The organism is Natribaculum luteum (genome assembly GCF_023008545.1).
In the GTDB taxonomy this organism is placed as follows: domain Archaea; phylum Halobacteriota; class Halobacteria; order Halobacteriales; family Natrialbaceae; genus Natribaculum; species Natribaculum luteum.
Window position 1 is genome coordinate 697,889 of the sequence record NZ_CP095397.1, and the last position, 23,291, is coordinate 721,179.

Below are 23,291 nucleotides of genomic sequence, written 5' to 3' on the forward strand. Positions count from 1 at the left end.
TCCCAAATTGTATTTATATAATTAGAGTTTAGAAAGACATAGATGATTACGAAGGCCGGACTCGCCGTGCTTGACGCGCTGAGTACCGGCCGTGAAGCGACACCGGAGGAACTCGCGGCTGAGACCGGGTATTCACGAGAGCATCTCTACGAAGTACTCGATGAGTTGCTCGCAGCGGGATTGCTCGCAGAGGCCCGTGGCCCCAGCAATCACCGTCGAGTCCGCGCCGCGGAACATCCGGTCACCGAAGCGTATCGAACGCTCCAATCGGAGTTCAGCCACGTTAACTGGACTGAACTGCTCTCGCCAGCCGCCCTCCGCGTGTGTTGGTATCTCGATAGGCCACGACACATCGCTGAGATCGCAGACCGGCTCAGGATCACCCGACAAGGTGTCCACAGCGCGTTATCACCGCTCAAGCACCGAGCGTTACTATCCAGATCCGATCCCGAGTACACGCTCCGCGACGAAGTCTCGCCGCTGCTGGCGTTGGCTCGTACCGTCGTACAACACGAACACCGATCACGAGTCCGGGAAATCGCTCCCAGCGCAACGATTGTGTGGTGCGATCCGAGGCGGGCTCTCGTCCGCGTACAGACCGCTGAGGATACGGACGCACTACAAGCAGCTCCAGACTGGGAGATGACCGGACTGGGTCGATTTGCAGAGTATGGTCTGCAGTTTTTCCTCGCCGGCGAGCCTCCGTTTTGGTATGCCCCGGACGAAAAGCTCACACCGGCCGAAATCGTCTGCCATACGCTTCTTCTCGATAGTGGATCCCGGCGAGTCAGTTATTCGATACTGCTGATCGAGACGCTAGATATCGACCAGGAAACACTCACAGAGACCGCACAGTGGTACGACCTAGAACCTACTGTGGACGCGTTGTATCGGCCACTTCAGGGAGACTTCGACAGGACAGACAATCTGCCCGTCAGCCTCCCGAACAAAGCCGAATATATGGCGCTCAAAGAGCAGTACGGAGTCCCATGACGAGCAGGCCGACGATGAGCAGTAGTATCGCGACCACGCACCCCCGACCAGCAGTTTGTTCTCCACCGCCTTCTCGTGGAGTGGCATGTCGGCGTACTCCTCGAGGTTGTTCTCGTCGTAGAAGTACTTCATCATTAGCGCGAACCGCTCGGTAACCGCACAGCCCGTGCAGACCGGTTCTCCCTCGAGCGCAGTCTCGACCTCATCAACCACAGTCCCGCGTATCCAACCGAATCTACTTACGTGATACAAACGGATCACAGCACATGAGCGCTGACAGCGACGCCGGCGGCGACGGTGAAATGGAGAAGATCAACGTCCGGGTGCCCCAGTCGCTGCTGGCACAGGTCGACGAAGTCTGGGAGGAACGTGGCTACGCGAACAAATCTGAGTTCATCTGCGACGCGCTTCGGGACGCTGTCAATCCCCCCACACAGCTGTCCGAGGAAGTGCTCGAGCATCTGGCCGAAAGTCGCAAGCAGCGGAAGCAGGGAGAGACGGTGTCACACGACGAAGTGAAGGACCGGCTGGGAATCGATGACTGAGGTCGAGTGGACACCGAAAGCACTCGATTTACAGGAGGGACTCGACACCGAAGCCAAGAGCGGTTGGTGAAGAAACTCGATGAAGCGAAAGACTGGACCTCCCATCGCCTCGAAAAGCTCACTGGGTATCCGTACTACAAGCTTCGCGCCGGCGACTACCGTGCGATCATCACGTGGAATCGAGAAGAGGATGTCCTCATCGTTGAGGCAGTCGGGCATCGGCGGAATATCTATGATCGCCACCGCCCACCGTAATCCGCTCTACCTACGGTTGTACTTCGGTTAGCGATTGGGTGAGGGTTCTAAGCTCCCACCCTCGAGGAGCGAATGAACGTGAGCGAGTAGGGCGGGGTAGTTCACTGGCCACCGGAGACGAGGTGGAGCCCGACGATCCCGAAGATAATCACGGAAATGAAGAGGAGGCGAGCACTCGTTGCCGGTTCGTCGATTGACATCCTCCTCCGCGTGAACGCGGAGGAATCCCGAGGTTGGGATATTACGGTTTGCAGTCTACCACCTCTGCCCGAGGTTGGAATCCTCGGGAAAGGTCGTGAAGGTAGACTCCGGGCTGTGCCAACCAGCCGGTACTCCTATCCCCACCCAAATCGGGTGCAGATTCGGAGTTACTTTCATTCAGGTCGAGACGGATATTCTCCGCCCCGTTTACGTCTGCATTGAACGCCGCATCACACGCCTCACACACGTACAAGCCGCGCTCGACGCGCTGACCATCGTCTTCCCTACCGCATACGCAACACGTCTTGCTCGTATCGCGTTCGGACACTTCCACGACCGTGATTCCCTCAACTTTCGCCTTGTAGGTGAGAATCTTGGTGAAGCGGTCGAACGCCCATCCGTGCAAGTCGAGGTTGCCGTGCTTGCCCCAGTTTTTTGCTTCCCCGTCATCGTCCTCTCGAACGCCTTCCAAGTCACCGACGTTGATGCGTCCAACCCTCTTCTCAACACACCGTTCAACGATGTGCTTGGCGAGACCGTGGAAAAAGTGGGTGCGGCGCTCCGACCACGTATGGTGAAGCCTTGTCGCTCGTTCACCACCGCTATCGTCGCATGTGGCGATTTCCTTCGGGAAGTAGTAGCCGTCTTGCTTCAGGCGGTTGCCGGGGTAGAGGTCGGCGTCTTCGGTGCTGTACGCAATAGCCGCGAAGTTGCTGATGCCGAGGTCGATACCGGCAGTCTCGTTGCCGGGAGCGGTGGGTGTCTCGATTTCGTCTTTGCATACGAGGTGGAGTTCCCACCGCTCTTTCTGCTGGTCGTAGACGGCGCGAACCTGTTGCAGGTTCTCGACTGCGACGCCGGGACGGGTTTCGTATTCGACAAGGATATATTCCCACGCTCGGGGATGTTCCTTGTGATTCGCACCTTTCGATAGCCGGACGCGGTTGTTCTTCGTATCGTGACGGATACCGTTTTGCTTCCACGTCACTGTGCTGCGCGGGTGCTCTTCGTGGACGCGGCAGCCTTCGTCATCGTAGTAATTGCGTTTGCGGTAGCCGGGCGGATTGTCCCGGTCGTCGTCCGAGGAGTACCACGAGTTGAAGGCTTCAGCGAGTTCCTCCAGAACCCGCTGACTGGACTGAGAATGGAGTCCCTTGTATTTTGGATGTGTCTTCAATTCGTCTTTCAACTCCTCGTGGTCGGGAATCTCGCCCGTTTCCGCCCACACTTCTCGGGAATGGTAGTTGGCGACGTTCCACAACTTGCTGGCACTCCACCCGTGCCGGTCGAGCGACTCCGCGACCTGTGAGTGGTTGCGGATTTTCGCTCGATGGGTGCGGTGGACTTCCAGCATCGTGAAACGCCTCTATAATCGCTTATATTCGTTTCTTTTGTAAAGATTTGGATTGAGAACGGTGGAATATCCGGCTCTGTCGGAGTCGGTAGAATGGGTCACTGAGTGACGGCGCGTATCCATGGCCTGAAGGCCGTGGTATTGCGCCTGTTCAGCATATAATCGAAATCTACCTGCGAGAAGACTGGATCGAAGACGCCTTCGAGACGGTTACGAACGCCCGCGACCTCGACCTGTTCGAAGCTTACATCGACCAACTCGGAGACCACGATCCCGCCGCATACTTCGATGCGTATCGTCGCGAGATCAAGAAGGCCGCTGCCGACGCGAGTCGGCGCAAGTATTACAGACAGGTCACCGAACACCTCCAGACGGTACAGACGCTGGGACGTGACCGACGGTTCGAAAATCTAGTGTCGTTCCTCCGAGACGAGTACTCGAATCAGCCAGCGTTTCTCGACGAGCTGGAGAAAGCTGGGGTCTGAGCCCCGAACCCGTTCTTAGCCGAAGTAGTTCGGGAGGATGCCGTACGTTCTGGCGAGCGTCACGATTTGTTCCTTGAATTCGTCTGACTCTGTACCGTGCGATTCCGCGAGTGCTTCGACCTCTGTGGAGTATGCCTCACGAATTGCGCTCGCTTCGGCCCGTCCCTCGACTGTCGGCTTCCAGAGATCTGTCGTCCCGTAGTCACCCGGTTCGAGCGGTGGTCCAAGCCGCTCGCGCTCCCCGACACGCTCGATCAGGCCCCGTTCCACCAGTGTCTGGAGTGCGCTCTCGACCGCCGGTTCGAGATCCACATCCGCTGCGAAAAACTGATCGAGCGATGGGAGTTCAGGTTCATCCTCTGACGTGATGAGATCGTGTTTCACACAGGCTGCGACGAGGTCGTCAGTCGTTTTTTCGACGCCACCGTAATCGTGTTTGTAGCGTCTGTCGTGGGTGGTAAGTTGGTCGATGATCGTTCGCTCGATCCATGTCTCGGTTTGCATCGGCTGAAGTGTATCCACGAAGACAGAGAAGCCTATCGCACGAGGTGCCCGCCGGGAACCAAAAGGAGACTGCCCCGTTCCTCTCTGTTCGTTCTTTCAGCACGAGAACTCCTCCAACAGATCCTCGAGCATCGGCCGGAGCTTGTACTTCTGATAGTGCTCGTCTCGCAGACCTTCCACGTAGGCACACCACTCGTCGAGGTTTCCCGACGCCTGGGCTGCCTTCCCCGCGTACTCCAGCCAGTCCACAGCATGGCGATACCGCTGAGACTGTCCCTCCTCGATGATCGGCTCGGCCTGCTCCTTGCAGGCGTCGATCGTCCAGTGGGGGTGCTCCTCCCAGACGGCCTCGACGACCGGCTCCACTACCTTGTAATCCGAAAACCGATCCGCGATGGCGATGGCCTCGTCGTATTGCTCCGCGTACAGAAAGATCTCGACGTGCCGTCGCGCAGTCCGCTGTCTCGTGTCCCTGTCTGCAAGCGACTCCAGTAGCTCCTTGCGGACGGGAGGCCACTCCTCGCCAGCGAGTTCCTCTGCGGCCTGATAGGCCGCAAGCGTCGGCGAGGCGTCGAACGCGGCGATGGCTGCCTCCAGCGCAATCTCGGATTCGCCCATGCTGCTAGTTCTATCACGGAGCCACTCGGCCAACTCCGCTTGCCCGCTGCTGTCGTCGAGGGTCAATCCGTGCTGGGCGATCTCCAGGGCGGCTTCTGGCTGGTCGTGTTCCCGAAGGGCTTTGGCCAGCGTGAGTGCTTCGTCCGGGGAGTACAGGTTGCGCCGGCCGTATTCGATTGCCTCGTCGATCCGACCCTCCTCGACGAGCATGGTGACGTAGTCGTCGATCAGGTCCGCAGCCTCCGCCAGGTTCAGGTACTCCTCGATGCGGCCCTGGCGTTCGAGAACGTTGAGTCGGGCTCTGACGAAGTCCTCGGCATACCAGGGCGGGTCGCCCTCCCAGAGGTCCGCGTAGCCGATATCGCCCTGCATCGCCCGCTGGATCGGCTCGAAGTCCCAGCCCCGCTGTGTCGCTTCGAGGGCGACGCTGTACGGTGGCTGGTGGGTATAGCCCCCCATCTCCTGTTCCCACGCCCAGAGGCAATCCTCCCAGTCGGCACGCGCGGCCTCCGAGAGGTCGGCCGTGAGCAATGCCTCGGCCAGCACTCGGTCGACCTCGTCGAAAAACTCGAAGATCGCGTGCGAATCGTCGTACGAGAGAGCGAGCCACTCCTCGTCCATAAGTTCGTCGGCCAGCGGTTCGAGGATATCCAATGCCGTCTCGCCGTCGCCGGCCTCGACGGCTGTCCGTGCCTGGTCGAGAAGGTTTCGCAACTTCTCGACGTCAGTTTCGACCGCCTCATACGGGTCGTGCGCGTGGGCGCTACATCCCTCGGTTGGACGGAGAATGTATTGCACCTGCTGGCGGATCGACTCCCGATTAATGTCGGGCGTGCGGTCGCGAGCGTCGTCGTCCTCATCGCCTGAGTCCAGTGTTTCGAGCCGGGACACAACCTGCTCTGCCAACTCCGGGCGACTCTCGACGAGGTCGACAAGAACCTCACGGAGATCCTCGGGATCCGCGTCGGTGACCAGTTCGGAGACCGGCGGTCGCTGGTCGATCCTGCCGGGGTCCCGGACGTACGTTAGGAGGACGGCTACACGGTGCTTGCAAATCCCACCGTGATCGTACGGACAGGAACACGCCGTGTCGACGACTCCGGTTTCGTCGAGTTCGATTCGCACCTGATAGGGCACATACTGGCTGCCATCAACCGCCGCTCGGATCGTCTCACCGCGCCGGACGAGCTCGACGACGGCACCCTCGTCGTAGTAGTTCTCCCCCCGGTCGTATGACTGTGGACGTGCCAGATCCCGGACTGCTGCCTCCGTGAGTGTTGGGTCGGGATCAACCATCGCTCGTATGATATCTACGGAGTCAACTACCTCGCCCTACTTCGCTGGGGGCTTGCGCCCACTCGCTCGTGGAGGGCGGGGTTTGTCCGTGTTCTCATCCTCGACAGCAGTATTGTTCGATACTGCGTGGGCGGTTTTCCGCTCTCGGGGTCATCGTCCCGGACTTCGGGGCACGTTGACTGGTGCCCATCCATCCGGACGACTGTTGGCCCGGATAGACGTGTCTCGATATCCTTCCTGAAGTCAGATAAGTGTACGGCTTCCTCCCCGACTTACTGCGCTTTTCGTCCGCTTGCGCGGACTGCGATGCTCCCAGCGGACGGGGACTCCGCCTGCAAAAGTTGATCCCATAACTGTGGTGGACGATTGGGGGCTGTGGGCCTACGAATCTGGAACCCAGACGCCTTTCACCGGCTGGAAGACGACGTAGGCGTCGACGTCCGACGTGTCGGCCGGATGGGCGGTATGGAGCGTGAGTTGCCCCCTGCTCGCGTGTTCTCGGTTCTGTTCAGTCACCCACGCCTCCGCGTCCGCTTTCGAGCCGAACACAAGTCGACGATCCTCCTCGAAATTCGCCTCCGCGAGTGGTGTCTCGCGAAAGACCGAGTCTTTGAGTTCCACGATGTAGTCGGCCATGGCTGTTCGTTCGCGGTAGCTCTTCTTCAGGATTTCCCAAGTCGGGGTCGATTATATTGCTACCAGCCGTACGAACCGCATATGGAACTGACGCCCGAACATCTCCAGTCCGAGCACTTTGATCCGCTTCCACTCTTCCAGTCCGAGCAAGCTACACTCTGGTACATCGACACCACACATCCGGACGTGGTCGCCGACGATCACGTCAGCGCCAGACTCGCCACGGCCACGATCTGGTCACTCGACGAGGATCGGGCATACGCCCTTCTCGTGCTCCGGGAGAAGTATACGTGGAGTGACGAAGCGATCCCCGAACTACTGCGCTATCTCGCTACCCATCTTCACGGATCGGATACGACCGTAACGGAGACGTTCTCCGTCGAAGTGTTCACGGCGACAGCAGTCAGGTCGCCTGCAGACCGGACCGTCTGGTGGCGTGAAGACTACGTCGACGACGCCGCCGGGTGAGGAACGGAGATCCTCTCGAAGCCCAATCCGAGGAACTACGTCGTCATCCGACCAAGAACGAGTATGGATCACACTCGCGAGGCGTTCGCCGACGCACTCTCCTCTGGCGACACCGAGCGCGTGAATCGGGCAATCGACGAAATCGAGAATACCGAACTCGAGGAACGAGCCGCCCTGTTCGACGAGTGTTTCGAGATGTGTCGCGACCTCTACGAGGCCGACAATGGATACCAGCGACAGTCCGTGATCCGCTTTGCGGCCGGTCTGTATCCCAGGTTGGCCTATCGAACGGTCGGGGCGGACCTCACCGACGAGGCGTTACCGGGCGAGTGGACGCTCGACGAGATCGCGACACACCACGACCGGTTGCGGGACCTCTACGTGGACGCACTCCGCGATGACGACGGCCGCGTGCGACGCGCGGCCGCCAAGGCGATCAAGGAACTGGCGCTGACCGCCGAGATGCTCGGAGAAAGCGACGAACTCCGGTCGATGATGGACGAACTGGAAGCGCTCGCCGAGGAGTGTGAGGACTCCAAGCGGAAACACATCGAGCAGGCCTACGAGAACGTCGCCTTTCACGCTGAGAAGCCGTTTTCCCTACTCCCGGACGGGCTTCGGGACGCGCTCGAGGGCGACGAGCACAGTAGTGGACGGTAGTTCACTCGAATAGACTCGTCTGGAACGTGTATCGGGGTGAGAGCGTTAGCCGCGGAGTTTTGTGCTCCCGGCGTCATTCATACAGATATGCCATTCAGCGTGAGTTGGCACACGCTTCTCGACGAGGCCGAGGAACTCCCCTCTGACGCTACTCTCATCACACCACTCTCGCACAAGCGGTTTCGCATCACCGACACGCAGGAACACCGCGTGATCATCGAATGTCAGGAATCCAGTGACTCTCGTCCGCTCCAGCGCGAGCAGTTTGAGACGCTCTACCGGCGGATCCAAGAGAGGAATAGCCGCTTCGAGCTGGACCGGATCCCGGCAGACGCAGAGCCGTATGCTGCGGTCCTGACGCTCCACCCCCGATTCGAAATCGACGAGGAAGCTGGCGTCATCATCGAGACCGAGGAGCCGAGTGCTACGCACGTCGTCGATGACGAAGAGTCGAGGACGGAAGACCGGGCTGAACCGGATGCCGGAGTGTACTCGGATGCATTCCTTCTGATCGATGCTCTCGAACGCCACGATTCCACTAATCTGACCGAACTCGACACGAACGCACTTGTCAACCTCTACACGTTGCTCTCGGACGTGCAACGTGAGGCGAACGACCTCCGGCAGGATATCGCCGATATCCTCCTCAATCGGATCCACCACGACCGCCCGGTTCACGCTCAGTTCGGCTCGGTCCAGCGGACGGCCCGTCGATCGAAGTCATTACGAGACGAAGAGGAGGTCCTCGCAGCGCTAGAGGACGCGGGGATCGATCGCGAGCGTGTTCTGGGTGTGGATCCGGACAAGGTCGACGATGCGCTCGACGTGACCGAACTCCGAGAGAGTGATGTCTACGAGATCACAGAGACCGAATACGTCCGGAAAGCCGAGGTCGACGAGGAGGTCAAGGAAACGCGCCTGCAGGGATTGAAGGATCGGCTGGCAGCGAGCGAGAGTGAGGAGGCCACGGAGTTGCGCGCGGAAATCGAGGATCTGGAAGCACGGATCGAGGATTTGACCGGCTTCGACACCGGAACCGAGTACTATACCCAGTCAGGCGCTGACCCGTGATGCACACGACGCCTCGTTCTCGTCGTGGCACTCATCTACTCAGTGGACTTCACCGCTGGTTTCGCCGGACATCTGAGTCTGATAAAAAGGACCGCAGCTCGTCGTTTTCGATACGTCTCCCTCATAGGATCACTCGTCGATACGGGCAGGCGACGTCCGTGATCGGCTGATCGTGTCAGAGAAAACCACGTCGACAGACGATCTCGAGCCACGAACCAGACGCGCTGTCGAGGAAGCGATGATCGTCTCCCTACTCGCAAAGGGAGGCTGGTACGAGGTGGAGTTCGCGTCTGGGAACCGCTGCGAAGTCGACGTGATCGGTGAATCCTGGACCTGTGCGGGCTGGCAGCAGCGAACGCCCGCCAGTGGCTGCAAGCATATGCGTCGCGTTGACCACGAAATCAAGCGTGGCCGTGTCCCCCGACCTGATGGTCAACTCCCTACTGACGCAGACCGCTTCTGATTAACCAACTGACCGGCCGACGCCTCGCCTGTGTTGGTTAACTCCGGCCGTATCGGCCCACCCGCTGTCACGGGAGTTCCTCAGTCACGTCAACGAGTTCCTCCTCGGTCTGCCAGCAATACAGCCGTCCTTCCCGGTCGAACAGCGCGAAGACGCCGTCCTGCATCCAGCCAAAGGGATGCTCCTCGTTCTCGTACACCCGCTTGAGGACGTGGCTCTTCGCGAAATACTCCGTCGTGCCGACGAGTAGCCCCTGCTCGACGAGGAAGTCACTCGGCTCTTTTTCGGCGACGCCGACAAGGTAGGTCACGATGTCGGCGATCAGGCAGAACTTCTGGATGCTGTTGTTCCACTCGCCCCGGATGTCGACCATCCGGAACGCGTAGGCATCCTGCCGGCGGTTGAGTCGGTCGACCACCAGGTTCAGCCGTCGAATCGGTTCCTGGTCGTAGTTCCCGAGCACGAAGTACGATCGATCGTTCTCGTAGACCGGCGTCAACTCGCTCAGAGTGTGGATGATCTCCTCGTTGTCCGCCAGAGAGATTTCTTCCTCGTCGAGTTGGTCCTTCGCACTCGTGAGGACTTCCTCGGGGACGGGCGGCTCCTCGTCGGACATACACTGTCCTCCTCACGGTCACGAGATATGATTTATGAAGTAATTTACCGAGTCAGTCATATTCCAGTTTACCTTAGAGTGATTTACTTAGGAGTAAACTACTTGCCGCAAGGGCGTGTATCGTGTCGTATGAGCACCGACCTGGAACCCACTGAGGGAATGGAAACCCGCGAACTCGTCCACTTCGTTACCCAAGAGACGCGGTTCGCGCTCATCAACAACATCCTCCAGCACCCCGAACAGCTCCCCTCGATGTACGAACTCGAGGAGCTCAACCCCAGCGTGAGCGACGCCACCGTCTACAAACACATCCAGAAGCTGATCGACGCCGGCATCGTCAAAGAGGTCGCCTTAGACGGCGACCAGCGCCGGCAGGGGTATCCCTGGAAGTTCTACGGTCTCACGGAGGAGGGTCGAGCCTTCCTCGAAGAACACAACCTGCTCGCCGCCGAGGAGACGCTCCAGCGGATCTACGAGACGATCACCGACAAGCCCGAGAAGATGATCAAGTACGAGAACGCCCCCCGTCCTGACGGTGCATAACCGTACGTTCTATTTCCGAATAGTTTGCTAATCGTGCTCTTCAGTGGGTAACGAAGGCGATGAGAAGATTTAACCAACAGATCTATACTATTGGCCAACATGTTGGTTAACACGAGGCGACACCCCATGTCGTACGAGCCACCGACGCCGCCGGCAGACCTCCCAACAGACATCGTCGATACGCTCAACGGGTACTCACCAGACCAGCTCCAGCACGTTGCCCGCTACGCTGAGGCACTGGCCGAGCACAAAGCACGCGAGGCCCGCCTCGAGGAAGAGTCGGACAAAGACGAGATCGAAGAACGCCCCGACGACCTCCCAGACGACGTCCCGGCGAAGGCCACGATCACGATCAAGGAGATCAACGACAATCGCTACTACTACTGGCAGTGGAGGGAAGGCGATACGGTGACCTCAAAATACAAAGGCCCAGTCAATCCTGACGAGTAGCGGTAGGCTGGCACATCGACCGCGCGTCTGGTCGATCAGAATGAAAACACGAGAAGCGAGAGGGAGTGCTGCTTTTGTCAGAATTGAAGAAATTTACACATCGATAAGGGGGAGCCTATACGCCATGTGCGAAGTAAATTAACAAAACACGACCACACCCCGTGTGCAAAGTGAAATCTCAGAATCTGAGAGAAGACACCCCCTGTGCGAGATGATTTTGCCCCCAAATCAGGTGGACCCCCCGTGTGCAAAATGAATTCGGTAGTGGATCAAATGGAGACACCCCGTGTGCGAAATGAAATGCCGTGTATCGTTGTCTAACACACCTAGTAATACTAACTTCTTTGAGCATCCCACCACCCCATGTGAGAGATGAATTGGCTGATAGGATGAGAGGAGACACCCCGTGTGCGAAATGAATTTGCGACTAGTGTCGACGCATCTTCAGATCAATTCCCGTCGAAGAAATCGTCGATCTGCGCGTTGACAACAGACTTGATCAGTTCCTCTTCATGTTCCACCTCTTCGAGTCGGATATCCGCTTGGAGCGTCTCGGCGACTACCTCTGGATCATCGACGAAGGTGTACTCCTTGTGAACACCGTTACCGTAGCCCCGTCCGCGCTTCTCATAGTGTCTAGGGAAATGTTTTACCTATAGAGACACTGGTATTGGTAATGGGTCGGCTCGACGACATCACGCTCGAAGAACTCTATGATCTAAAGGACCAGATCGACAAAGGGAAGCCGCGAGAACGTGTTCTCGCGGCGATTGGGCGTAAGCAGGGCGATCAACTGGAGACACTAGCTGATCGCCACGGTGTTGTCGAGAAAACGATTCGCAACTGGCTCGATCGGTTCGAGGAAGAACCGATCGAGCAGGCACCGTACGACGCTCCTCGACCAGGAGGTCCAGCAAAAATCGAGGGCGAAGACCGTGAGCAACTGTTCGAACAACTGCAACAGCCGCCGACCGAACTCGGCTACGACCAGCAAGCGTGGTCAGCGAAACTGTTGCTCCATCACGCCAAAGAGGAATACGGCGTCGAATACCACGAAACCTACGCGTACGACTTGCTGAAAGAGGCCGGGCTGTCCTTGCGGACAGCACGGCCTCAACATCATGAAGCCGACCCTGAAGAGAAAGCCGAGTTCCAAGAAACAGTCGAAAAAAACGACCCGAACTAACCGACAAAACCGTCGTTGTTGTCGATCAGTTCACCAAACACGTCGGAACTGTCCAACGACGTGGCTTCTACCCGATTGGCTCAAATCCGACAATAGAGGTTGCAACGTCGTGGGATTCAGTGACCGTGCTGGGCGCTGTCACCGACGACGGTGACAGCTTCTTCTGCTGGACAGAAGAGAATCTCACACGGAACCATGGGATTCGGCTGTTAGAGGCGTTAACCGAGCGGTTCGGTGAGGAGTTAGTGGTGTTTCTGGATCGAGCGGGCTACTTCTATGCGAGGGATCTCTGGGAGCACGTGAGTGGTGAGCGCGAGACCGAAACTGTCGGAGACAGTTCGGTCTCGTGCGTGCGCGGAGACGATCTCGAAGTCTGGTACTTCCCGTCAAAACTCCCCGAATTGAACGCCGTCGAAGGGTGTTGGGACCAGCTGCAAGAGTGGTTCAAGTATCGACTCGTCCCTGATCTCTCGTCGCTGAAAGACTACATCTCACGAGGTGTAAAAACAATCAGCGAACCCAGCATTTGGCCGTATCTTACCGGTAAAGATTCGAACTAATCACTATCAGACGTGACGAAATTGTAGGTCTCGGCTTCACTCATGTACCGTAGATAGGAGTCACGCGATTTTTCATCTGCGTCTAACAGCTCCGTGAGAAACTGATAGACACGGTACGCAACCGTACTCGGTACGGCGTTCAGATTGCGCTGAGAGTAGACAGGGACAATCGCAGTGGCGTAAAGCGAGAGCTTCTTTTGCGTCGATAGCCCCTGCATCTGGGTCAGCGTCCGGTCGCGTTCAGCCTCTCGCTGAGCGTTGCGAACATGCGCTTCACAGACCATGTCTTCGCCATTGCGGTCTGCGATCTCACCAGCCTTCCGGAACAAGTCGATTGCTTTTCGAGCGTCACCGTGATCCTGCGCAGCGAACGCAGCACTGAGCGGGATAATATCCTCCTCAAGGACACCGTCTTGGTAAGCGTCGCGACGTCGCTCGAGAATTGCCTGGAGTTGATTCGCGTCGTAGTCAGAGAAGACGACGTCCTGGGGATTAAACGAACTCTCGGCTCGCCCATCGAGGTTTTCCATGAATCGAGGATCGTTCGTGAGTGCAGCGACAGAAACGTGGCCCTCGATCCGACCTAGCTGTGACGCCCGTGACAGCTGATAGAGCAGTTTTGAGTAGGCTGGTTCATCGTTTGGATCACGCTGTCGCCCCACCAAGAGATCCACCTCGTCCAGAATGATAATAACTGAGTTGAAGTGGTTGCTCAGAATTTCGTAGAAGCGATTGAGCTTCTGGTCCGTCGAGATACCGCTCTCGGGAACACCGACATCAACACCAGCTTCGCCGGCAGCATTCTCGACGAGACGATAGACGGCACGGTCGTGAGATTTGATCGTCTGGCAATTGATCTTGATGACACCGAAGCCGTTGCCTTGGGAGTTCGCGAGTTCGAGCACTTGCTGACAGACCGCATTGATGATAAGCGATTTCCCAGTGCCCGACGGTCCATAAAGGAGCATATTAGGCGGGCGGTTCCCTTGCAACGCTGGCCGAAGGTAAGTAATGATATCGTCTAGTTGTTCATCGCGACCAACGATTCGATCCTCGTCGATGACGGCATCAGGATCGAGGAGCCCCTTGTCCCGAAATACAGAATTCTGTACCCCCTCTTGAAGACGGCCTTTAATGGATTGGGAGAGGGATTGTTGATTGTCCCCGTCAGCCATGTATTCGGGGTATCGTTGAGACCATAAATAATTATGGGGAGCCGTGTGCGAGATTAAATTCGTCGAATTACCTGGTTAGAGCGGCTCTGAAAGGGGCAATTCAAATAGATTGTATAACCGCGGGCGAAATCAATTTTCCCGGTCACCCCCCGTGTGCGATATGAAATTGGTGGAGAAACAGATTCCAATCAGAAGGGAGTAAGAGACCACACACCGTGTGCGATATGAAATAGTACTCTAGACCTCAGACTCTGATGGAACTGGAGTCAACCCAGGAGATCACAATGGATCCCAGAAACCCGAAAGTCGTCAACCCCCACACCCCGTGTGCGAGATGAAATTAGGAGAGAGGTAGGGGAGGAGACTGGAGTAATCCGTCGGGATCTGGCCGAGATAGTCGACTTCGTGGGGTAGAGAGCCTGATAAAGCGGAAATCGAGAAGGGTCTATAGTAGGGGAACTTTTATGTAGCTCCTCTGTCAACCAGAACCGTACTAGAACTAGAGTCGGTTGAATTGAAATGGTATTTATTGTGATACGACATCATTATCCTAGAGTTCTCTCACAGTAATTCCCGGGAAGAACTCCCGTGTTTGCTTACTCTCACCCTCTTTTCCGTCCGTTTACGGTTTTATCTCTGCTCTCAGTCGCCGTGACCTCTTTGCAGATTTCATTTCGCACACGGGGTGTGGGGGTCCTCGTTCCTGAGACTGCTCTCTCTTAACCAACAGAACTTGGACACTCCCTCGATCGTTGGTTAATCTTTGCGGGTTCCTGAGAGTGTCAGAGAACAGTTCGCATGCTCCCTATAATTACCTGATAAACAGTAGGTTCAGGTGAAGAACAAATTGCTCAGTACTGGTGAAAAACTTTTAGCAGCGATCTTCTACGAAAGTTCGGTTTCTTTCTTGGGGAGATCTTTCCGCTTTGAAAAATAATAGAGTATCACTGCAAATCCACCTGCGGGGACTATCACCCCCAACCAATACATTTCTGGGTTTTTGAGATCGAGTCGCTTTGCATCAAAATACATCAAAATAGCTATGGGATGTTGGAGAACGAGCACAGCCAGTAACAGTACAGTCAAACCAGACACACTTGATAATTTGATACACTATGGCTTGGCTCTGTTGAAATGCTCAACAGTTGATATTTTCCTCGCTCGAATCGCACAGTACAGAGCGTCTACTGACCGTAGTTAATGCGGTAGTACTGAACACCATGAGTCAAGAGGAACGCAAACACGACGCTCCCAACGATCCACAACCCAAGTGCCGCTCCTGTCAGGTGAAATCGAGTGGTATTGAACACGACTCCCAGAAGGGCGAGGATCGCTGCAATACTAACTGTTTTCCACGAGACCATATCTGACATATCAATTAATATATTAAATGGTATGATAACGATTTCTGATTTACAGAAATACAGGAGAAAGCCCACGACTGTAGTCCTGTCTCTTACCCATACGACGGAGTCTCGCGAAAGCGGCGTTTCGGAGGCTCCCGAGGCGGGCGAGCACGAGCTGAGACCCACAGGAAGAGAGACGAGATCGACGTTCGGTACGGAGCGTAGTACTCGAGTCAACTGCGTTCGGATCCACAATTACGGATTTCACCCGGCGAAAGGCGCTGAATACTGGTATCTCGATCGCCACTCTCCGATGGATCGCCCGCGACTGGTGGTGCAACTTGTGGGTAAGAGACAGGGCTTCAGCCGTGTGGAAGACGTCAAGACGCGGAGGATGTCACTCGTCAAGGAAGACGTCGACATCAAACTCGGTTTCCCAGCGTGGTCGCACCGGTCCTGGCATCTCGTCAGCAAGATCGCGCAGTTCTTCAAGCGTCGTCCACGGGTAGCACTGCCCCATCGCTTCCCACCGCTTGAAGAAACTTAGATGCACCCAGCTGTACACTGCCGGTTCCTCGTCGACACTGGCTGTTCTCTCTTTGATAATATCGGTTAATTCGCGCTCGGTGATGTTAATTCCCTCACGCTGTGCGGCTGTGATGAGTGACGCTAACTCTCGTTTCTTCTTTTCTTGCTCTCGGTCTTTCTCATCGATGTTGTCGAAGTCCGTGTAGTAAATGGCGAGCGCTGCCTGGATAACGTCCTCTCGCGTCTCGAGGTTATCACGAGTGAGGCCTGTGTAATCTCGAGGAAACACAAACGTCTTCCTCGCGAACAATGATCTGCACACGCCCAATTCAGGACTTTCTCCGCCGTCTTCTTTTTCGTAGACGCCCGCGATAGAGTCAGCGAATTCGCCGAGTAGATTGATTTTGATATCGAATTCAGGGATAACTGCTGTGTCAAGATCGAGCGTGTCTCCAAGTACGATCGATTCGGCGTTGGTTGGCATGTTCAAGCAGTTGGCGAACTCGCGTAGCCGGTGGCCGTACTGGCCCCGGTAGCTACCGAGAACGAGGTAACTAGTGTCAGCTTGCTCGAATCGTGGCAGTTCCTCATTCATGTATCGAATGACTTCCTGCCAGTCTCGCTGGGGTGCTTCTATCCCCTCGAATATGCGGTCGACAGCTTGGTAGATGGCGTTTGCGTTCTGGGGAACCCGTGGACCGCTCATGTTCCTCCCTACAGAAGTGTTCGGCTTAAACGTTCATATACAAGTTGGCTAAACTGCTGTAATCTCAACCTGGCTAACCCGAACAGTTACGTAACTTCGGCTGGAAAAGACGCATATGAGCGATAGCGCGGACGCCCACCGAGGCCCTCCCGAAAGGCCAACCGATCCGTTCGGTGGGGAAGACGTTCTGCCGTTCGAGAAACAGCGACGCGCACACCGGTTTATTACGCAAGAAACTCGCTACTACGTTATCCAGGCAATCCTCGGCCATCCTGACCATCTCGTCACACTGGACGAATTGGAGTACTTGGTACCCAAGAATCGGTCGACCATCCTTGAGCATCTCGACCGCCTCGCGGAGAAAGAACTCGTGACAAAACAGGTCTATGACGGCGATGATGCTGAGCAAAATGACCCACGCGAGTTCTGGAGATTCACTAGCTACGGCATCACTCTACTCGATGAATACGACTACCTTCGGTACGTGCCTGTGCTGCGCGCCCTTCAGGACAACCTCTACCTCACTGAGAAAATCGAGCGGCACCGAAACGCACCTCGTCCCGCCCTGCCTGATGACGTTGCCAACGCTTTCACCGCGCCCACTCTCGACGATGAAATGCAAGCCGAACTTGACGATGTGTTGGCTGCCCGGGAACGTGGTGGCGGCCGACTCTTCGATGCACCCCCGGTGGAACCTGACCCGGACGCCATCACCGAGGACAACGCCGATCGCCCGCTCGACGAACTGTTTTGATCCTGAGGCAACTCTCTCGGCGCAGAGCCAGCGTCTTCATGAGGTTATCGTAGCTGGTGAACGAGAGCGTTGACGTGGAATCCACCGCGACGCCCCGTTCGAATACCTCGATATCGTCGGTGACATCGTCGTGGAACTCACTTGACGACTTTACGGTCACGATGAGGGTTCATAACTGTTTCTGAATTCCGAGTCTTTAAGAAGTAATAAATGGTAATTAGCAACAACACGATGCCACGGTCGTACGCCATCGGCGAGTTCGCGGAGGAACTTGGCGTCCACCCCGAAACTGTCAAACGGTGGTGTCGAAACGGCGACCTTGACTACACACCTGCTGAAAATAGGAACGGTATCAGTACGCTCGCTGATCAACTAGATTGGAGCGCTGGCCACACCTCGTGTGTCGTTGAATGGTTGACCCGCCGTATTAGGGACCAGATTATTATAGCTCAAACTATTATAGTCTGGTTCCTAACTTCGGGGCACATATGTACCTCCCACAACGACTGGAGGTATGGACCAGTTCGTCAATCGTATCGAGGAACTCGATCGGTTGCAGACCCTCTATGAGAGTGACGCTGCAGAACTCGCAATTATTTATGGGCGCCGCCAGATCGGCAAGAGCGAACTCGTCCGCCAATCGATTGCCGACCGCGACGATGCCGTGTACTATCAGGCAGTCCAAGGGACAGCGACGACACAGCTCAGGCGGTTCGTCGAGGCAGCAGCGACGACCTATCCAGACATCACGGCCGTCAAAGAGGAATGGGAACCGCTCTTAACGTACCTCACCGACAGAGACGCCATCATCGTCATCGACGAATTCCCATACCTCATCGATTCGAACGAGGGACTTCCGTCGGTCATTCAACACCTGTGGGATACAGCTGTCGGCGAGAGTCAGGCAACGCTCGTACTCACAGGCTCTGCAATCGGCATGATTCATACCCACGTCCTCGATGGCGGTGCGCCACTCTACGGCAGGGTGTCCCAGACACCGAATGGCCGCCTCGAACTCACCCAGCTGCCGTTTCGCTCCATCCAAGAGTTCGTGCCGACGTACGATCCCGAAGAACGGGTGTTCGTCTATGGCGTCTTCGGCGGTACACCCCGATATCTCAGCCCACTTGATCCATCACAGAGCCTCGGAGAGAACATCACGCGGCTGCTGTGCGACCCGGATGGCCCACTCCACGACGAGCCCGAAACCGTCCTCCAGATGGAACTCAACGAGGTGAACACGTATTTCTCCGTACTGGAATCGATGGCTAGCGGGAACCGCAGTCGAAACGAGATCGCTCAGGGAGCCGGCATCGAGAGCACCAACACGTCGTACTACTTCGACCGGCTGGAAACGCTCCAGATCATCGAGAAACACCATCCAGCACTCGCCGACCCGGCACGCAGCAAGCGGACGCGATACCAGATTCGAGATCCCGTATTCCGGTTTTACTTCCGGTATCTCTACGGTCGCGGAGGGCAGTACGAACTCTACGGCGAGAACGCCTACGAGGACCTTATCGAACCGGAATTGCCCGACTTCGTCAGCGAAACGTTCAAATCGCTCTGCCACCAGGCGGTGCCGGCGCTCTATGCAGACTACCAGCTCACACAGGTGCCAAGCCAGTGGTGGTACAAGGGCCGGGAGGTAGATATCGTTGCACCAACTGACGAGTCAACGCTGATCGCTGGCGAAGCGAAATTCACCAGCGCCCCCCTCAGCTATGATGTGCTTTCGGATCTCGAAGACGACGTGGAGTACATCGACTGGACACCCACCGGAGGAGGTGAGCCGACGTATGAATTCGCCTTGTTCAGCCGCTCTGGGTTCAAACGCTCCGTCGAGGAAGCTGCAGACGAGCGTGATGATCTTCGTCTCTTCGATCTATCCGATATCGTTGCTGTTCTTGAGAGTAAAGCCGACGAGTAACGCCGGAGGGTAACAGCTGGGGATGGTTTTTCGACCCCAGAGAGGAGTGCGGGGGAATCGAACGTACCCCCAGAGGCGAACCAAATGAAAGAAACCAATGAGACGATGGCGTAGCGAATAAGGAGGACGAAGGCGGTATTCGTCCAGAGTCTCGTGAACTACGGCTCGTGATAACTTTTCTCCTCTTGCCGTTTCTGCCAGTCTTAGCAGCTCTCTCCGTGATTTCTTGCGTCTCCTCTTCTCGTGAACCTCTATTTCCTGTGGACCTCACCCCGCCCTCTCTTCCAGATTTTCACTCTTGACGAGAGGTGTGAGCCCTCGAGTCCCCTCTCTTTCTACCCAAGAATACGAGCCGAACCTTTCGTGTCTTAACCAACGACTCCGTTAGTCAGGCGGTCGTGTTGGTTAATTATTTCCAGCATCGGTGAACGCCGTCAGCTCAGGAACCCGCGTCTTGGCGAGTTCCTGATGGATGTCCGACCGACTCCACCCCAACGGAGACAGAACGCTTTCGACAGCTCTGACGAGTTCCGTCTCATAGTACGACGGATCGTACGACTCGATTTCTTCGTGGGCCAACGCGACCCGGCCCCGAGAGGCTTTCTCATCGTCGACGACCACGTACTCAATGTCCTGTCCTGGATGGACGGCGAGGTCCTGATCGCGAGCACGCTTCAGGGCCGCCACGTTCTGGGTGTTCTGCGTGTACTCCTCTAGCGGCTTGGAGACACGGTTCCGCTCGACGAGTTGCTTGACCGGCACCTCCCCGGAGCGAAGGCGCTCGATCGCGTCCTGGAGACAACCGAGTACCGCTTCTGCCGACCGGGTTGCATCGAACCGTTCGAGACACTCCCGCTGGACCTCCTCGATGAATGGCGGCGTCGACCGCTGTCGAGCTTCGATGCCTCTGATTTTGAATTTATCTTTGCCGGCGACTTTCCCGAAGTACTTCGTCAACGCGCCGGCGTCGCTCCCGCGTTGGGGGACGAACGCGACCCACTCATAGTGAGCTTCGTGTTCGAGCCGAATCTCGACGCTCTCTGTGATCTCTATCGCGAGCGTCTCGAGGTCCTCGCGGTCATCGTCGTCGACATCGGGATCAGGTGTGACCCAGATCGAATCGACAATCCCGTGGACGACGCGCCAGCCGCCGGCTTCCAAGCGTTGCTTGGCCGTTAATAGAATCTCACGAGCGAACGCATTGATTGCCTCGTGGCACTCGATTCGTCCGAATTTTGCGTTACTGAACCCTTGGTACCCGAAGCAGGCGACGAGGATCCACTTCAGCGCACCCGATCGCCCTTCGAGTTCCTCGAGGCGCTCCTCGTCGGGGTCATCTCGCTGCTGTTCGCGACGGATGGCCGCCTTGATATCGTCGCGCGCGTCGATGATGGGCTGAAGGACGTCGACGAGATAGCCGCGCTTGTCGCAGATCGCGTAGCCGAGCCCGGGGACGTCGTCACGGTCGCGATGGCACTCACATCGGATGACGTCCGGTGAGACGTTTCGTGTACAGATAATGTTGGGATAGAGACTCGAGAAATCGAGTTCGTGGACGTCTTCGTGGAGGCCAACATCGGGTGCGAAGATGAACCCGCCCCGATCGGCGTCGTGGAGTGTGCCCACTGGCTTGTAGAACTCGTGGCGCCAGGAGTTCCACGGCACGAGGACGCCACGGTCGTGTGCCTCACAGATCTGGATCGCGGTCAGTACGTTTCCGATCGACGCCCAGGCGAGTTCCTGGACGGGCTTTTTCGACCGCGAGACGAGGTCGAGGACGCCGTCGAGGTTCGTCTCCCCGTAGAAGAACGTGTTCGACTCGTCGACGATCGCCCGCCCGGGGACGTTGTACCGGGCCGGGGAGTGGCCGACGCGGCCATAGCTCGAGTACGTCGAGCGACTCGCGAGTTGCTGATAGGCCACATCGGGCCATCGACTGAGTGTGAATTCGTCGACGCCAGCGGCCGCGGCCATCTCGTACAGCGTCGGGATGATCTCGCTCGTCGAGCAGATAAGGATGTCCGGGTCGTGTTCCTCGAGGGCTGTCTGGACTGTCGTCAAGAGATCCGCCGGCGGTCCAGTGACGGTGTCGCCGGCGACGGACAGCTCCGTGTACGTCTCTCCGCTGGTTTCAGTCACCGGGACACTGAGCCGGAGCGTCGACAGATCGCTCGCTGGCATCGGGTCGATTTCGTTCTCCAGGCAGTAGCGAAACTCCCGTGAGAAGTCGACGTTGAAGCAGGCGAGATCCCCGACCGGATAGGCGGACAGCTGGCGGGCCTGCCGGGAAAGCGAAGTGATGCGGTCGATGTGTTCGACGTCGACGACAAGGACTGGCTCCTCGTCTCGTCGAAAGCCAGGACGTCGCACAACCATCTCGGTCGCGACGACGTTCGGGTGCTGTTCGTAGACCGATTGGAGTGACGTGAGGTCGACGTCTGCGCCGGGGTCGCGAGGCGCGACGTAGAAACGCGGCGTGTAGTCGTCGTGCTCGGTCGCGATGGCTCCATTGGCGGTTGCCTCCCACTCGAGGACGCGACCGTCGTCCAGAAAGTCGATTGTGAACGGCATTGTCAGACGTCCGGTCCAAGAGCGGCGTCCTCCTGGTCATCAACCGCGGCGACCGCGGCTTCGAGCTCCTCGAGGCGCTCTTCGTGCTCGTCAAGGCGGGCCTCCTGTTCGAGATCGATGCTCACCAGCGCTGGCAGGAGCGGGTTCTGATGGTTCAATAACCCGCTTGCATCGGCGTGCTCGCGGGCGTACTGGAACAGCCGGTCGAATTGAGGCTGGTCGCGACGACGGAGTGCCCGCCTGAAATCTGCCCAGCGCTCTTCGATGGCCCGGAGGGCATCTCGGTACGTGGGGTTCGTACGCCCCATCGTTATTGACCTCCGGTGCCAGCAGCTGTCCACGCGTCGAGGAGGGGGTTCGCCGCGACCGAGATCGTCTCTCCGTCGGCTGTGACGCCCGTCCCGACACCGTTGGAAGTCGTTGTCGACGGCTCCACGCCGACTTGCGTTGCGCGCGCCTCGAGCAGCTGCCGCCAGTATGCGAACGTCGTCTGGTAGTACGCTCCGTCGACGGGATAGAGGAGCGTCTCGAAGTCGTCGCTGATGACCCGTGGGCCCATCCGGGTTTGCTCGCACTCCAGGTGGTGGTCGGCAGCCGTCGCGACCGGTGCCGTGAATGCGTCGCGCTCGCTCCGGGTGACGAGAACGGGAACATCGTAGCCGTCAGCATAGGTCGCTAACCGGGCGAGGGTTCGAGCCTGGAGTGTCTCCGCGTGCGTCTCACCGAGGGTGTCGTCGGCGCGGTACTGGGCGTCGACGGCCGGCGCGACGATGAGTGAGGGTGTGTGGGTGGACGCGTCCTCGTCACGATTCGCGGACTGTCGACCACCCGTTCCGGTATTAGCAGTGGACTCCTGGATGGACTGATTCACCGCAGTCGGGAGATCATAGACGGCGCCGTAATGCTGGTAGGCGGTAAACCCGCGTGCGACGTGGATCCGGTCGAGCAGCCGCTGGCTGGGGGCGATCTGCGCGAGTGTGGTCGTCGTCGCGTGTCCGTTTGCGTCGACCCAGAAGGCGGGCCCGTCGTGCAGGAGGAGGTGATTGAGCACGAGCGACTGCAGGATTGGGACGCCGCGGCCGCCCTCCACGTCGAGCAGCGTGATGCCGTCCTCGAGTGACGGCAACAGCATCTCTTCCGTGGCTGGATCGGCCTGGTCAGCAAGGGACCGATTGCGGTCAGCGCCCCGTGTTGGCTGTTTCACCGCCAATCGGTTCGATGTCGACGTCGAGTGGTCAGGCATACTCGACTAGATGCCTACGTTCACGATAAGCCGCGGCGTGGCTCTTCCGCGTTTCAGGGAAGAAATGAGACAGATGGAGACCGGACTCAGTCGCCGAATTCCTGCGGTCGTTCGACTGTTTCCGAGAAGTTTCC

The 23,291-nt window shown here is 57.5% G+C and carries 20 protein-coding genes and 9 pseudogenes; 14 read left to right on the forward strand and 15 right to left on the reverse strand.

The window, feature by feature from the left end:
- Positions 1 to 42 precede the first annotated feature (42 nt).
- Entirely contained in the window at positions 43 to 993 is a 951-nt protein-coding gene (locus MU558_RS03655) for a MarR family transcriptional regulator (RefSeq protein WP_246972028.1), read from the forward strand.
- On the opposite strand, the pseudogene MU558_RS03660 reads toward MU558_RS03655, so the two are convergent.
- A pseudogene (locus MU558_RS03660) lies at positions 968 to 1,182 on the reverse strand (restriction endonuclease); the annotation flags it as partial. The gene MU558_RS03655 and the pseudogene MU558_RS03660 sit on opposite strands and share 26 nt — an antisense overlap.
- A 77-nt stretch (positions 1,183 to 1,259) precedes the next feature.
- Here MU558_RS03660 and MU558_RS03665 point away from each other — a divergent pair.
- Together MU558_RS03665 and MU558_RS03670 are read left to right on the forward strand one after the other, a co-directional pair.
- On the forward strand, positions 1,260 to 1,538 hold the full coding sequence (locus MU558_RS03665; protein WP_246972029.1) for a ribbon-helix-helix domain-containing protein: 279 nt from the start codon (positions 1,260 to 1,262) through the stop codon (positions 1,536 to 1,538).
- A pseudogene (locus MU558_RS03670) lies at positions 1,531 to 1,793 on the forward strand (type II toxin-antitoxin system RelE family toxin). The gene MU558_RS03665 and the pseudogene MU558_RS03670 overlap by 8 nt, the downstream one beginning before the upstream one ends.
- Before the next feature lie 101 nt (positions 1,794 to 1,894).
- Here MU558_RS03670 and MU558_RS23225 read toward each other — a convergent pair.
- The 6 genes and pseudogenes from MU558_RS23225 to MU558_RS03695 form a co-directional block, all read right to left on the reverse strand.
- Positions 1,895 to 1,984 (reverse strand): annotated as a pseudogene (locus MU558_RS23225) (ligand-binding protein SH3); the annotation flags it as partial.
- Positions 1,985 to 2,034: 50 nt separating this feature from the next.
- A complete protein-coding gene (locus tag MU558_RS03675) occupies positions 2,035 to 3,348 on the reverse strand; it encodes an RNA-guided endonuclease InsQ/TnpB family protein (RefSeq protein WP_246972031.1) in 1,314 nt (437 codons plus the stop codon).
- A gap of 98 nt (positions 3,349 to 3,446) precedes the next feature.
- Positions 3,447 to 3,713: a hypothetical protein gene (locus tag MU558_RS03680; RefSeq protein ID WP_246972032.1), complete on the reverse strand. Its 267-nt coding sequence runs from the start codon at positions 3,711 to 3,713 to the stop codon at positions 3,447 to 3,449.
- A gap of 135 nt (positions 3,714 to 3,848) precedes the next feature.
- Entirely contained in the window at positions 3,849 to 4,337 is a 489-nt protein-coding gene (locus MU558_RS03685) for a hypothetical protein (RefSeq protein ID WP_246972034.1), read from the reverse strand.
- A 96-nt stretch (positions 4,338 to 4,433) separates the two neighbouring features.
- A complete protein-coding gene (locus tag MU558_RS03690) occupies positions 4,434 to 6,251 on the reverse strand; it encodes an SWIM zinc finger family protein (RefSeq protein WP_246972036.1) in 1,818 nt (605 codons plus the stop codon).
- Between the two features lie 381 nt (positions 6,252 to 6,632).
- Positions 6,633 to 6,887 carry a DUF8081 domain-containing protein gene (locus MU558_RS03695; protein ID WP_246972038.1) on the reverse strand — a complete coding sequence of 85 codons (255 nt, stop codon included), beginning with the start codon at positions 6,885 to 6,887 and terminating at the stop codon, positions 6,633 to 6,635.
- An 81-nt stretch (positions 6,888 to 6,968) separates the two neighbouring features.
- On the opposite strand from MU558_RS03695, the gene MU558_RS03700 reads away from it, so the two are divergent.
- From MU558_RS03700 to MU558_RS03715, 4 genes and pseudogenes are all read left to right on the forward strand, one after another.
- Entirely contained in the window at positions 6,969 to 7,355 is a 387-nt protein-coding gene (locus MU558_RS03700; protein WP_246972040.1) for a hypothetical protein, read from the forward strand.
- Between the two features lie 63 nt (positions 7,356 to 7,418).
- Entirely contained in the window at positions 7,419 to 8,015 is a 597-nt protein-coding gene (locus tag MU558_RS03705; RefSeq protein WP_246972042.1) for a hypothetical protein, read from the forward strand.
- Positions 8,016 to 8,102: 87 nt separating this feature from the next.
- Entirely contained in the window at positions 8,103 to 9,086 is a 984-nt protein-coding gene (locus MU558_RS03710; RefSeq protein WP_246972044.1) for a DUF7983 family protein, read from the forward strand.
- 142 nt (positions 9,087 to 9,228) lie between these two features.
- A pseudogene (locus MU558_RS03715) lies at positions 9,229 to 9,549 on the forward strand (hypothetical protein); the annotation flags it as partial.
- Positions 9,550 to 9,616: 67 nt separating this feature from the next.
- Here the strand turns inward: MU558_RS03715 and MU558_RS03720 are convergent.
- Positions 9,617 to 10,165 (reverse strand): DUF8170 family protein, encoded by a 549-nt coding sequence (locus tag MU558_RS03720; RefSeq protein WP_246972046.1) that lies wholly within the window; start codon positions 10,163 to 10,165, stop codon positions 9,617 to 9,619.
- Between the two features lie 129 nt (positions 10,166 to 10,294).
- Here MU558_RS03720 and MU558_RS03725 point away from each other — a divergent pair, with 129 nt between their 5' ends.
- Together MU558_RS03725 and MU558_RS03730 are read left to right on the forward strand one after the other, a co-directional pair.
- Positions 10,295 to 10,708 carry a helix-turn-helix domain-containing protein gene (locus MU558_RS03725; protein WP_246972048.1) on the forward strand — a complete coding sequence of 138 codons (414 nt, stop codon included), beginning with the start codon at positions 10,295 to 10,297 and terminating at the stop codon, positions 10,706 to 10,708.
- 126 nt (positions 10,709 to 10,834) lie between these two features.
- A complete protein-coding gene (locus MU558_RS03730) occupies positions 10,835 to 11,158 on the forward strand; it encodes a DUF6788 family protein (protein ID WP_246972050.1) in 324 nt (107 codons plus the stop codon).
- A 449-nt stretch (positions 11,159 to 11,607) separates the two neighbouring features.
- On the opposite strand, the pseudogene MU558_RS03735 reads toward MU558_RS03730, so the two are convergent.
- Positions 11,608 to 11,787, reverse strand: a pseudogene (locus MU558_RS03735) (cell division control protein Cdc6); the annotation flags it as partial.
- 47 nt (positions 11,788 to 11,834) lie between these two features.
- On the opposite strand from MU558_RS03735, the gene MU558_RS03740 reads away from it, so the two are divergent.
- Both MU558_RS03740 and MU558_RS03745 read left to right on the forward strand, forming a co-directional pair.
- Complete coding sequence (locus MU558_RS03740) at positions 11,835 to 12,344, forward strand: IS630 family transposase (RefSeq protein WP_246971982.1); 510 nt, start codon at positions 11,835 to 11,837, stop codon at positions 12,342 to 12,344.
- Between the two features lie 71 nt (positions 12,345 to 12,415).
- Positions 12,416 to 12,904 (forward strand): annotated as a pseudogene (locus MU558_RS03745) (IS630 family transposase); the annotation flags it as partial.
- A gap of 5 nt (positions 12,905 to 12,909) precedes the next feature.
- On the opposite strand, the pseudogene MU558_RS03750 reads toward MU558_RS03745, so the two are convergent.
- Positions 12,910 to 14,079 (reverse strand): annotated as a pseudogene (locus MU558_RS03750) (orc1/cdc6 family replication initiation protein); the annotation flags it as partial.
- A 1,743-nt stretch (positions 14,080 to 15,822) separates the two neighbouring features.
- The gene (locus tag MU558_RS03755; protein ID WP_246972055.1) at positions 15,823 to 16,659 is read right to left on the reverse strand and encodes a DUF8170 family protein; all 837 of its coding nucleotides are present in this window, start codon (positions 16,657 to 16,659) and stop codon (positions 15,823 to 15,825) included.
- A gap of 115 nt (positions 16,660 to 16,774) precedes the next feature.
- On the opposite strand from MU558_RS03755, the gene MU558_RS03760 reads away from it, so the two are divergent.
- Positions 16,775 to 17,413, forward strand: a complete 639-nt coding sequence (locus MU558_RS03760) for a hypothetical protein (RefSeq protein WP_246972057.1) — start codon at positions 16,775 to 16,777, stop codon at positions 17,411 to 17,413.
- Here MU558_RS03760 and MU558_RS23370 read toward each other — a convergent pair.
- Positions 17,385 to 17,576: pseudogene (locus MU558_RS23370) on the reverse strand (HVO_A0114 family putative DNA-binding protein); the annotation flags it as partial. The gene MU558_RS03760 and the pseudogene MU558_RS23370 overlap by 29 nt on opposite strands.
- Before the next feature lie 68 nt (positions 17,577 to 17,644).
- Here MU558_RS23370 and MU558_RS03765 point away from each other — a divergent pair.
- A pseudogene (locus tag MU558_RS03765) lies at positions 17,645 to 17,743 on the forward strand (MerR family transcriptional regulator); the annotation flags it as partial.
- 184 nt (positions 17,744 to 17,927) lie between these two features.
- Positions 17,928 to 19,343 (forward strand): ATP-binding protein, encoded by a 1,416-nt coding sequence (locus tag MU558_RS03770; protein ID WP_246972059.1) that lies wholly within the window; start codon positions 17,928 to 17,930, stop codon positions 19,341 to 19,343.
- 405 nt (positions 19,344 to 19,748) lie between these two features.
- Here the strand turns inward: MU558_RS03770 and MU558_RS03775 are convergent, their stop codons facing one another.
- The 3 genes from MU558_RS03775 to MU558_RS03785 are packed head-to-tail and all read right to left on the reverse strand — an operon-like array spanning position 19,749 to position 23,157.
- The gene (locus tag MU558_RS03775) at positions 19,749 to 21,914 is read right to left on the reverse strand and encodes a type B DNA-directed DNA polymerase (RefSeq protein WP_246972061.1); all 2,166 of its coding nucleotides are present in this window, start codon (positions 21,912 to 21,914) and stop codon (positions 19,749 to 19,751) included.
- A 2-nt stretch (positions 21,915 to 21,916) separates the two neighbouring features.
- On the reverse strand, positions 21,917 to 22,222 hold the full coding sequence (locus MU558_RS03780) for a DUF8156 family protein (protein ID WP_246972064.1): 306 nt from the start codon (positions 22,220 to 22,222) through the stop codon (positions 21,917 to 21,919).
- Between the two features lie 2 nt (positions 22,223 to 22,224).
- Positions 22,225 to 23,157, reverse strand: coding sequence for a hypothetical protein (locus MU558_RS03785; protein ID WP_322987034.1), 933 nt, complete (start codon positions 23,155 to 23,157; stop codon positions 22,225 to 22,227).
- Between the last annotated feature and the right edge of the window lie 134 nt (positions 23,158 to 23,291).

Coding starts and splice junctions, on each gene's coding strand:
- MU558_RS03695 (WP_246972038.1), bottom strand. CDS start 6,887: ATGGCCGACTACATCGTGGAACTCAAAGACTCGGTCTTTCGCGAGACA.
- MU558_RS03690 (WP_246972036.1), bottom strand. CDS start 6,251: ATGGTTGATCCCGACCCAACACTCACGGAGGCAGCAGTCCGGGATCTG.
- MU558_RS03705 (WP_246972042.1), top strand. CDS start 7,419: ATGGATCACACTCGCGAGGCGTTCGCCGACGCACTCTCCTCTGGCGAC.
- MU558_RS03740 (WP_246971982.1), top strand. CDS start 11,835: ATGGGTCGGCTCGACGACATCACGCTCGAAGAACTCTATGATCTAAAG.
- MU558_RS03785 (WP_322987034.1), bottom strand. CDS start 23,157: ATGCCTGACCACTCGACGTCGACATCGAACCGATTGGCGGTGAAACAG.
- MU558_RS03675 (WP_246972031.1), bottom strand. CDS start 3,348: ATGCTGGAAGTCCACCGCACCCATCGAGCGAAAATCCGCAACCACTCA.
- MU558_RS03780 (WP_246972064.1), bottom strand. CDS start 22,222: ATGGGGCGTACGAACCCCACGTACCGAGATGCCCTCCGGGCCATCGAA.
- MU558_RS03700 (WP_246972040.1), top strand. CDS start 6,969: ATGGAACTGACGCCCGAACATCTCCAGTCCGAGCACTTTGATCCGCTT.
- MU558_RS03725 (WP_246972048.1), top strand. CDS start 10,295: ATGAGCACCGACCTGGAACCCACTGAGGGAATGGAAACCCGCGAACTC.
- MU558_RS03665 (WP_246972029.1), top strand. CDS start 1,260: ATGAGCGCTGACAGCGACGCCGGCGGCGACGGTGAAATGGAGAAGATC.
- MU558_RS03760 (WP_246972057.1), top strand. CDS start 16,775: ATGAGCGATAGCGCGGACGCCCACCGAGGCCCTCCCGAAAGGCCAACC.
- MU558_RS03710 (WP_246972044.1), top strand. CDS start 8,103: ATGCCATTCAGCGTGAGTTGGCACACGCTTCTCGACGAGGCCGAGGAA.
- MU558_RS03720 (WP_246972046.1), bottom strand. CDS start 10,165: ATGTCCGACGAGGAGCCGCCCGTCCCCGAGGAAGTCCTCACGAGTGCG.
- MU558_RS03685 (WP_246972034.1), bottom strand. CDS start 4,337: ATGCAAACCGAGACATGGATCGAGCGAACGATCATCGACCAACTTACC.
- MU558_RS03655 (WP_246972028.1), top strand. CDS start 43: ATGATTACGAAGGCCGGACTCGCCGTGCTTGACGCGCTGAGTACCGGC.
- MU558_RS03730 (WP_246972050.1), top strand. CDS start 10,835: ATGTCGTACGAGCCACCGACGCCGCCGGCAGACCTCCCAACAGACATC.
- MU558_RS03775 (WP_246972061.1), bottom strand. CDS start 21,914: ATGCCGTTCACAATCGACTTTCTGGACGACGGTCGCGTCCTCGAGTGG.
- MU558_RS03770 (WP_246972059.1), top strand. CDS start 17,928: ATGGACCAGTTCGTCAATCGTATCGAGGAACTCGATCGGTTGCAGACC.
- MU558_RS03755 (WP_246972055.1), bottom strand. CDS start 16,659: ATGAGCGGTCCACGGGTTCCCCAGAACGCAAACGCCATCTACCAAGCT.